The sequence below is a fragment of the Flavobacterium sp. LC2016-13 genome, assembly GCF_009707955.1.
Lineage (GTDB): Bacteria > Bacteroidota > Bacteroidia > Flavobacteriales > Flavobacteriaceae > Flavobacterium.
The window spans coordinates 210,095-220,197 of sequence record NZ_WMDQ01000010.1 but is presented as its reverse complement, the minus strand read 5'-3'; the positions used below and the strand labels follow the sequence as shown (position 1 = coordinate 220,197).

The window sequence follows — 10,103 nt, the reverse complement described above, 5'->3', positions numbered from 1 at the left end:
ACTGGATTATCATTTACCGGTGTAACGGTAATAAGTTCATTGGCTGTAGCTGTTCCGCCGTGACCATCGCTGATAACATAAGGAAAACTAATCGCTCCATTATAATTTAAAACTGCTGTAAACGTAATCACATTCGCAGCTGAGATATTTACAGTTCCGTTTGTAACTGAAATACTCTGAACTCCGCCTGTTAATGCAGTTCCATTGATTGAAGTAATCGTTAAAGCATCGCCATCAACATCTGAATCTAAAGCCAATGGGGTTAACGTTACAGTTGCATCTTCGGCAACGGTATAATTATCGTTTACTGCCACAGGATTATTGTTAACGCTAACTACACTTAATGTTGCAGTATTAGAAGAAAGTTGGGTACAAACATTTGAAGTACTTGTAAGATCTACTCTATACTGATAATTATTATATGAAAATGGGACATTCGTTAAGGTTAACGAATTTGTTGTTGCATTTGAAAAAGCAGGAACTGTTCCGCCATCCGTTACAGTTGTCCAGGTGGTACCATCTGTACTTTGTTTCCAGGTATATACTATATGTGTTCCGGTAACAACAGAGTTAAAGGTAACATTCGTACCGGAATTTATAGTTTGGTTTCCGGGTGATGTAGTGATTGCAACACTATTTCGAACCAAATAATTTGGCTTGCTGGTACCTGTAGTATTCACAGGGGCACTATATGAAGCGGATGTTACTTTACCATCAGTGGCATTGGTTGCCGGAGGATTACCCGTACCATAATATCCGTTTGAATCCGGATCTGCCGTAGTGGTTCCATAAGCTTCTACAGCATCAGGACATCCATCGTTATCTGAATCTAAATCCAGCTGATTTATTATTCCATCTAAATCTTCATCATATCTGTCGTCAATTCCGTCTGAATTTGTATCTGTAAATCCTGGAGCATCACTATCGATATAGTTCACTTTTTTATCACCGTCTAAATCTCCAAAAGCATCGGGTAAACTTCCTATTTCAACTGTATCTAAAATTCCATCATTATCATCATCCAAATCACAATCTACATTAAGACCGTCATTATCCTGATTTCCTTCATAATTAGGATTTTCTATCGGAATATACAAAGAAACACTTCCTCCCGCTGACCCATTTTGTGATCCGTTTCGTTGACCATCTAGGTGTTGTCCGCCAATACCTCCTGTCGATATTAATGTTACGTTTGCAGGCAAGCTTGCTAAAGAGTAGAGTAAGGCACCACCTCCGCCTCCGCCTCCGGGACCGTGATAAGTATTTGTATTTAAATCCTGACCATCTCCTCCTTTAGCAGATACCGTCAGATTACCGTTAAAAATCGGAGTCTTTAGAACTATTGTTCCTCCGGCGCCGCCACCTCCACCACCATCTGGTGCACCTGTAGGATTAACGGCTGAAGGTGCAAAACCATCAGCTATTATCGAATGACCATTTCCTATAATTTCATCAGCAAAAATGATTACAATACCACCACCATCAGCAGCTGTTGAAGGATTACCTGTTGTTACATATCCAGATCCTCCAGCTCCACCAAGGAAAACTTTATCCTGAGCAAAATATGATGTCAGACTAACACCTCCAATACCACCGGCATTTAATCCATTGACATCGCACCAGCGCTTACCGCCTTCTCCTCCGGCTCCAAAGTTTGATCCACCACCACCACCAGAATCACCTGCAACACCAGAACCTCCACCATTCGCTCGTGGTGATCTACCTCTATTATTAGCTGTATTGTCTATAACAATACCATCTCCTTTGGTAAAAGATGCTGTATAAGTACTATTTTGTACATATTGTGTATTTGGATTAATCGTACAATCATTATTCGGCCCATTTGTTAACATCTGAATTCCCTGATATCCCTTTCCTGCAACATTTATATCTGCGTTAAAAGTTACCTTATCAGCCTGAATAGCCAACACTCCTCCAGTTCTATCTGAATTGATCCAGTCTTTTGCAGTTAAGGTTCCGTTAATATTTACTGTTCCCGTATATTTTGGAACCCTCACTACCTGGACAAAACCGCTAATTGTATAACTTTTAATCAAGGGATATACAGGTGTTATTACATTACCTGCAATACTTTTAATTTCAAAAAATTCATAATTCCCCGTATTGTTAATTGCTGTAATACCACCACCGCCACTGGTGTTAGTAGTATTAATCGCAGCTCCTTTCATCTGAATAATCAAAGCTTTGTCCCCAGCCGAAAGTCCTGCAGTGTTACTAACTGTAATAGTATTAGCACAGTTTAAATCACAAGGAGCGCAAACTGGCTGATTAATTGCTGTAACCGAAAAGTAACTGTTTACTATTCCTGAAATATTGGTTTGTGAAAAACCATTTAAACTAAATAGCAAAAAAAGACTGACCAGAAGCCGATTGACGGTTCCCTCCTTATTTAACACTAAAAACTTAAAATAAGTAAAATTCATCATATAATAATTGTTTAAAAATTCAAAAAAAAACGGGACATAAAAAGAGTTATCTCCAGCTGGTATTAAAATCAAATTAATAATTTCGAGTACTTATTTAGAGATAAGCAGGCTTTATAAATAATTCAAAAAAATCATGTGTTTTTAATTTCCAGAAGATTGACTGAAAATCAAAGTGTCGTATTTTTACAAAAAAATGTTTTTGATTTTTAGTGATGCAAAAAAACAAAATCGGTCTAAAAACAAGTTGTTTGTAATTTTAAACATTGTCCAAAAACGAAGATTTTGGAAAACAAAAAAAACATAAAGACACTTACAGCTTCAAAATCAAAATATTAATCTTTTAGAAAAAAGGTCTGAATAAATTAATATAAGATTGATTTTAATATTGTATTTGTTAATTTTGTTTGTCTAAAAAGGTCCTATTTTCGCTATTATTTTTTAATGAGTCCTTATATATCTGCCCTGTTTTTTCATCTTATTCGGTGGTACACTATATTGTATTGTTTAAGAAAAGTCTGTTTTTGACAGCGGTTCTTTATAATAATACAGCTCTAGTTGGTTTAATACTTGAGCCGTTGTTTCATTTCTATATAAGAGGTACGCTGTTTGATAATCGTAAGCTCTCTAAAAAAGACCTTATCCATTTAGTTCCGTCTTTTATCAATATGGTAAGTATAACCCCTTATTTATTAACTCCTTTTTCATATAAACTAGCACTGGCGGAAAAACTTTTTAAAGACACTATGGTTGCTAAAACTTTTACCGTAGAGCTTTATCCAAATACGATAAACATTATTGCAAGACCAACGCTGCTATCTATTTATACTATATCCGTGATAGTCATGCTGTGTAAATTTGGGCGAATATGAAAACAAATGACTATATCCCTAAAAAGCAATCACGAAAAATACTGATATGGCTCTTCAGTTTCGTTTTTATAGTCATTATTACCTCGGTAAGTTTTGTAGTACTCTCTTATCTTTTCTTAAAAGAACCTAATCCGGATCTTGTCAGTTTAAAAACCGATTTACCAATGACTATAGTAGGCTTTTGTCTCTTGATGATACCTGTAAGTTTACTTATTTTTCCTGAAATACTCTATGGAATTCCACAGATGATAAAAGACAAAAAAATGATTTTGTACACCTTAAAGCCGATATAAAAGGAGAGGAAAAAATTGTTTCTGATAAAGAAGAAAAGAATAAAGAGCAGACCGATTTTCAGTAAAAAAATCTTGATCCAAAATTTACAGAATTATTACAATCGATTCTAGAGTATATTAATAGAGAGTGAAATCTATTTGAATCCTAATTTTTCGATGGAAAAACTTTCTCGATTCATGAATGTTCCCAAACACCCTCTTTATTATTCTTTCAATACTATCTTAAACGTTAAATTAACAAAAATACGTGCCGAATTAAGAGTCGAATATGCAAAAAAAGTACTGTTACAAGGTCTTTCAGATTCGTTAACTCTGGATACAATTTGGAACAAAGCCCGATTTTCGTCTCGTTCTTCTTTTTAAAGTGTTTTTAAAGATTAAGTAAGATGTACTCACTGAGAATATCTAAAAACGAGATCCGAGATAGTTCCTTAGTGTGAAAATCGCTAATATTGATTATCTTGTAGCAAAATTAACTGACCATAATTCAGGCTTAAAATAAACAAAAAAATATACAATTATGAATACTGGAGTGATTGATTTTTTTAACAAAAGCTCAACTCATAAGATATCTTAAATCTGCTCATATTAGGGAATTCCTAAATTGACCATCTACCAGTATGAAGTCAAAACCTACTTGTTTTCTTCTATTACAGCTCTGCGTACTTAAAAAAATCCTAAACCTTTATTTTAAAAGGGTTTAGGAGTTTTTTATTTTCAATTTTGCCGAAATTTTGTCGAAAATACTAGCTTAAACAAAAAAACATTAAACTAATTATTAGTCTAATGCTTAAAATAGTTTTCCTATATTTTTTATTATTATGTTCGAAAATTAATTTTAAGTCAATTTCTTGCCTTAAAAAGATATTCTTCAATTCTTCCAAATAATTATCTTAAAAAGCTTTCTTTTATATTTTAATTAATTTCCATAACGTTATTGTAATGATTCAATTCTACCCAAATATCGTTTACTTTTTTTAACAATACTGCTTTTTCATTAGAAAAGCCTATCTCGACAGCAAAAGACCTATAAAATAAAAATGCATGTTTTTTATCTGTAGTTATTAAAGGTTTTGATAAATAAATTCCATTTTCGCCTAATTGACGGCTTCCTCGCTTTTTAATTGTTTTATAAGGCACAATTTTTAATTTTTGGTTTTTAAAATCTGAAGCTGCCCAGTGATAGGTAATAGTATCTTTTAAAGCTTCTTTTTTTAAAACACCTATTTCTATAGAATCTATTTCCCAAGTATATGGAGGATATCCATTTGGCGCAAAACGTATTTCACCTTCATGGAGATTTCGTTCATTGTAAGCATTTTCATAATATTGCAAAGCTTTAATTTTAGGCAAAGATTCTTCAACTAAAATAACAGTAGATTTATCTGTTTTTAATTCTTTATCTAAAAAATCATTAATTACTTTCTTTTCTGTTTTTGATGATGAACAGGAAATAAAAGTTGTAACTAAAATTAAGCATATTATTTTTTTCATAATTTCAATTATTTACAAGGTTTCCCTTTTGGAGTGTATTCAGGGTCATTATTACCATTATTTTTCTCAGTCAAATATTTATTTGTGATCCTTTTGTATTCTTGGCCATCTGTGGGATATTTACCGGCAAAATTATCTGTTTTCATTAGAGTTCCCAATATAATATCTTGATAAAATTGCGATGGAGAATTAGTAGGAACTCCAGTACTATATTCTTGTAATGAAGAAGACATAACATTAATAAAACTTTTCCAAATTTGAGCGTGTTGAGCATCATCAGTTCCTACATAGTTTTTTGTAACATATCTCTGATACAATAAATCAAAATTATCTAATGCTTTTGGCTTATTGCTATTTATTTTATCGTCAAATAAACTGAAGAAATAAGCATGTACAACTTCGTGTATTATTACAGCTGCAATAACCAAATCAGTTGGAGGCTTATTTATACCTGTACCGTCATTACCATCCAAAAAATCTTTATCTAAAATAGTTGTATAAGTATTAAGCGCATTTCTATTTGTTGCTGCAAGATTACCGTTTGTATTTCCAATATCAAAAGTTAAAGTATAAACTTCAGATTTCCCTCCTAACTTTGACATTATATTAGCAATATCACTCTGTGTTAAATTCTTTAATTTATCTAAAATTGCTTTAGTACATGGATCCAGCTTAGTACCATCTATTTTTTTCTCTAATTCAGCAACAATTTGTGCAGATGTTGGCGCTGTAATACCACTGCCACTACCGCCGCCGCCAGTCGCATCCCAAGTGACTCCTGACGCACCACCTACAGGAGCATAACCCATACTTGAACCGCCACTTCCCCAAATCATATCAAAACTAACAGCATTAGTCAGTTTAGGCTTAGGACCAATAACTACTTCTTTTAATTCTCCTCCATCTATTGTTTTTGAAGTCGAAGATTTTGTTGCATTAGTCTTTACATATTGAATGTCAATAATTCCATCTTTTGCTTTGTACCCGTTAATAAAATCACCATCGAGTGAGTAAATAAGCAGTTTTCCAGAAAAACTACCTTCAACAGAATTCTCATCAGGTTGCATACTAAAAATAACGCTTCTAATCTCATCGTCTATCTTCACTATCAAAACACGATCATTTCGAATTTCGTTATTTGTTGCAAAAGGAATTACGGTCAATAACTGATCGCTGCCGTTTAATTTTTCCAGTGTTGCTTTATCAAATTCAAGCTCATCTATTTCACTGCCTGATATTTTAGCCATAGGATTATTAACTGACCTTGCTAAGAATGCTCTAGCATCATTGATGCTTACGGTTTTAATTGTGCTTTGTTCCTGCTTTGTTAGGTTTTCATTGTCCTGACAATTGGTTAGTACCAATGCCAAGGTAAAAAGAAACATTCTTTTTGTTAGTTTTAATTTCTCTGGTTTGTAGTTTCTCATGGTTATATTTCAGTTTTTTCTTTCGAAAACCAAAAGTATACATTTTAGCTATTCAAAAAAACTACTTAGGTATTTCTTACAAAAAAAAACAAAAAAGTAGATTAAGTGATTTATAATGATTATCAGCCTACCCTATCCAACAAAGAATCCGTTATTTTTTGCAATACCATTGCAAAAGCTTAGCAAAAAAAAAAATTAGCTAGTAATTTAATTGATAATCCTTAGTAATTTTGATTGAAAAACAATTTTTAGTACAGTTTTATTGCAAAGGGGATTTGTATTCATAGCTTTTTAAACTCTATTAAAAAAGGCTTTGTTTTACTTTGGGTGCGCTTTTTATCAGCCCCATGTAGACTAGTAGACTAGTTGAAACTTTTTAATAAAATCGGGCAATCAAATGCTTTCATTATTAAAACTGTGTCAACTTGCTTAAAACTTGAAAATCTTCAAGTAAAAAATTCGAATTTTGTACCAAGAAGTTTCCAAGAAAAAGACAAAGCTTGTGAAGTATTTATTTTGCAGGCTTTTTTGGGTTCAACAAATTTTTCTGCATTTTTAATTGATCAACATATCCTTATGTTTATTGAGTTTTCTGGTTCGAACCCTGTAAAGATTTTTAACTTATATGTTAAACTTTTAAAAGCTATTCAGTTTATATAGAGTTAAAAGTTAACACAGGATATATTTTTATTCTCAGATCCCGACCAATGGTGCGAGAAATTGGCTAAGATTATGAAGTTTATTTAAGACACAGTAGTATTAATCTCCAACTTTCATTTTAAATTGAATCTTTAATAGATAATAATAGAATTTACATAATAAAGTTTTAATCCTAAGTGATTATAAATAAGCAAAGTGGTGTTTTTTTGGTGAAGTAAATAAGACCTTTCTTCAAAAGAAAAACAAAAAATGGTATTTTTGCGGTCGTAAACAAAAATAACAACTTTGAAAAAGTATCTAATCATATTGCTTAGCTGCATTATTTTAGTATCATCATTTGGTAGTGTATTTGTTTATGTATCTTTTAAACTAGAGCAGCAAGAAATTGTAAAAACAATCTGCGTACAGCGAAAAATGGTTTTTAATACCTGTAACGGACGCTGTGAACTTCAAAAAAGTCTAAAAAAATACGACGACAACGAAAAGAAAATGCAGAACAACCTTAAAGAAAAAACAGAGTTGTTTTACATTTTACATACTTCAAATAACACTTTCAAATTAATAGAACCTATTGAAATCAAAGCTGACTTTTCGGCTAGATTCGACAATAAGCCTATTTCTGTTTTAACCGAGACTTTCCGTCCCCCTTCTCTTTTTATATAAATTCTAATTTCAATTTCAATTCTTATTGGAATGATTTTTCATTGTTATACAACAATGAAAGAGTGTAAGCACTCTAATAAAATTACAATTATATAAAAATTACAAAATGAAAAAAGTGATATTTTTTTCGGTAGCTGTTGTGGCTTCACTACAAATCTATGCACAAAAAAAAGATAGTATAACCAACAAATATACCTTAATGGACGAGGTGATTATTGAAGGAGTCAGAAAATCCAAAGATGTTTCAAGTGAATTAGCTTCTAAATTACCGCTCAAGAACTTGGAGAATCCTCAGGTGACCGCTTCGGTTTCACCACAACTTATTAAAAACAGAAATTTTTTCACTCAAGGCGAAATGCTGAAAAATGCCACAGGTGTTGCTCCTAGTTGGGCAGGAATTTCACCCTATTATTCCATCAGGGGATTTCGTACCCGTTCCAGCTTCAGAAATGGTGTAAACGGTTATGTGGCTTCTGATATGGATCCAGTTAACATCGCCCAGTTAGAAGTCATCAAAGGACCAAGCGCCGTAATTTTTGGAGGTGGTGGCGCAACCATGATTACTTTCGGCGGACTGATTAATCGTGTTACCGTAAAACCCCAACAAACCACTTTTGCCGACATTACTGTTATGGGCGGATCTTATAATTTACAAAGAGCAACTATTGATATCAACAGGCCTCTTGACAAAGATGGAAAGATTCTTGCTCGATTAACCGGCGCTTATAACTACAATGATACTTTTCAGGATCAAGGTTTTTCAAAAACATTTTTCTTAGCTCCCAGCATTTCTTACAAGTTTAGCGATGATTTAAAAATTCAGCTTGATGCAGAAATTTTAAACAAAATGGCTACGAATAATCCGCTGTACCAAGTAGCTTTGGGAACTGCTAAATCGGCTGATGAACTCAATTTAGATTATTACCGTTCTTTCAATGACAACTCGGTTACGCTCAATAATAAGGCGGTAAATATTTACGGAAAAATCATTTACAGGCTTTCAGAAAATTGGAAATCGGAAACCAATTTAATTTCAATCAATAATAAAACTCCGGGTGATTACATTAGGCTAAGATTAGATGATAACAGTCAAAATGTAACACGTCGAGTGTACAGAATGTATCCGGAAAATATTACCAGCCAGCAAATCCAACAGGACTTCGTGGGGAATTTCAAAATTGGGAGTATGAAAAACCGACTAATTACAGGTGTTGAATATTATCATTATCTCTACGGGATTGCCAGTAAATCTATGAATTTTACTAAAGTTTCGGCTACTGCTTCAGATCCTCAAAATGCTAATTTTAATAATGAATATATTTCTGGTCAATTGGCTACAAAACCGTATGGAGAGAATTATAAGGCGATTCAGGATCATTATTCAGTATATGTTTCAGATGTTATTAACCCATTGGAGAATTTAAGTGTAATGCTTAGTGCCCGAATCAATTACATTAATAACAAAGGAACTGAGGATTTATTAACAGCAACAACTACCGGTGATTATACACAAACGGCTGTTTCTCCCAAATTAGGAATTAATTACCAGATTATTCCTGAAAGAATAGCATTGTTTGCTAATTATATGAATGGTTTTCAGCCGCAGGCACCACAGTCGGTAAACGGACAGATGACCAATTTTCAACCCGTTTATGGAAATCAATGGGAATCGGGAGTTAAAGTTTCCCTGAAAAAGAACCTTTTGGATGCGGTTTTGAGTTATTATAATATTGATGTAACCAATGTGGTAAGACAAAACCCAAATGATACGGCTTCTTATCTCCAGGACGGTGAGCAGCGCAGTAAAGGTTTTGAGGCCGATTTAGAATCAAATCCGATAAAAGGACTCTTTCTGCATGCCGGTTTTGCTTATAATGACAGTAAACTTATTGTTTCAGATGCGCTTACTGAAAGGTTAAGACCTGTTGATGCAGGTCCTAAACTTTCTGGGACTTGGTACGTTAATTATGCTCCACAGTCAATAGCATTAAATGGGTTTTCATTAGGTATAGGTGGTAGTCATTATGGTAAAGATTTGATGATTAATAACACTAATGGTTCTTTTTACACAAATCCTTATACGGTAATCAACTCGGTTCTAAGTTTTGAGAAAACAGGTTATGTATTTTCGCTTTCTGCCAATAACTTGCTCAATGAACATTATTGGTATGGCGGTCGTGGTATGATTACTCCGGGAACCCTTCGCCAAGTGATTTTATCTCTAAAATTAAAATTGTAATGCTGTAATTC

Annotated in this window: 7 protein-coding genes; 4 read left to right on the top strand and 3 right to left on the bottom strand. The window is 33.3% G+C overall.

The window, feature by feature from the left end:
* The coding region (locus GKZ86_RS19775) for a cadherin-like domain-containing protein (protein WP_195936691.1) at positions 1 to 2,447 on the bottom strand (2,447 nt) is incomplete at its 3' end.
* A 521-nt stretch (positions 2,448 to 2,968) separates the two neighbouring features.
* On the opposite strand from GKZ86_RS19775, the gene GKZ86_RS19770 reads away from it, so the two are divergent.
* Positions 2,969 to 3,316: a hypothetical protein gene (locus GKZ86_RS19770; protein ID WP_154784775.1), complete on the top strand. Its 348-nt coding sequence runs from the start codon at positions 2,969 to 2,971 to the stop codon at positions 3,314 to 3,316.
* 449 nt (positions 3,317 to 3,765) lie between these two features.
* Entirely contained in the window at positions 3,766 to 3,972 is a 207-nt protein-coding gene (locus tag GKZ86_RS19765) for a hypothetical protein (RefSeq protein ID WP_154784774.1), read from the top strand.
* 552 nt (positions 3,973 to 4,524) lie between these two features.
* Here the strand turns inward: GKZ86_RS19765 and GKZ86_RS19760 are convergent.
* Together GKZ86_RS19760 and GKZ86_RS19755 are read right to left on the bottom strand one after the other, a co-directional pair.
* Positions 4,525 to 5,103, bottom strand: a complete 579-nt coding sequence (locus GKZ86_RS19760) for a hypothetical protein (RefSeq protein ID WP_154784773.1) — start codon at positions 5,101 to 5,103, stop codon at positions 4,525 to 4,527.
* 8 nt (positions 5,104 to 5,111) lie between these two features.
* The gene (locus GKZ86_RS19755) at positions 5,112 to 6,530 is read right to left on the bottom strand and encodes a hypothetical protein (protein WP_154784772.1); all 1,419 of its coding nucleotides are present in this window, start codon (positions 6,528 to 6,530) and stop codon (positions 5,112 to 5,114) included.
* Positions 6,531 to 7,475: 945 nt separating this feature from the next.
* On the opposite strand from GKZ86_RS19755, the gene GKZ86_RS19750 reads away from it, so the two are divergent.
* Together GKZ86_RS19750 and GKZ86_RS19745 are read left to right on the top strand one after the other, a co-directional pair.
* Positions 7,476 to 7,853, top strand: a complete 378-nt coding sequence (locus tag GKZ86_RS19750) for a hypothetical protein (protein WP_154784771.1) — start codon at positions 7,476 to 7,478, stop codon at positions 7,851 to 7,853.
* A 106-nt stretch (positions 7,854 to 7,959) separates the two neighbouring features.
* Positions 7,960 to 10,092, top strand: coding sequence for a TonB-dependent siderophore receptor (locus GKZ86_RS19745; RefSeq protein ID WP_154784770.1), 2,133 nt, complete (start codon positions 7,960 to 7,962; stop codon positions 10,090 to 10,092).
* Positions 10,093 to 10,103 lie beyond the last annotated feature (11 nt).

Bases quoted from the DNA above. Each gene is read 5' to 3' on its own strand.
- GKZ86_RS19765 (WP_154784774.1), top strand. From the start codon at position 3,766: ATGGAAAAACTTTCTCGATTCATGAATGTTCCCAAACACCCTCTTTAT.
- GKZ86_RS19760 (WP_154784773.1), bottom strand. From the start codon at position 5,103: ATGAAAAAAATAATATGCTTAATTTTAGTTACAACTTTTATTTCCTGT.
- GKZ86_RS19755 (WP_154784772.1), bottom strand. From the start codon at position 6,530: ATGAGAAACTACAAACCAGAGAAATTAAAACTAACAAAAAGAATGTTT.
- GKZ86_RS19745 (WP_154784770.1), top strand. From the start codon at position 7,960: ATGAAAAAAGTGATATTTTTTTCGGTAGCTGTTGTGGCTTCACTACAA.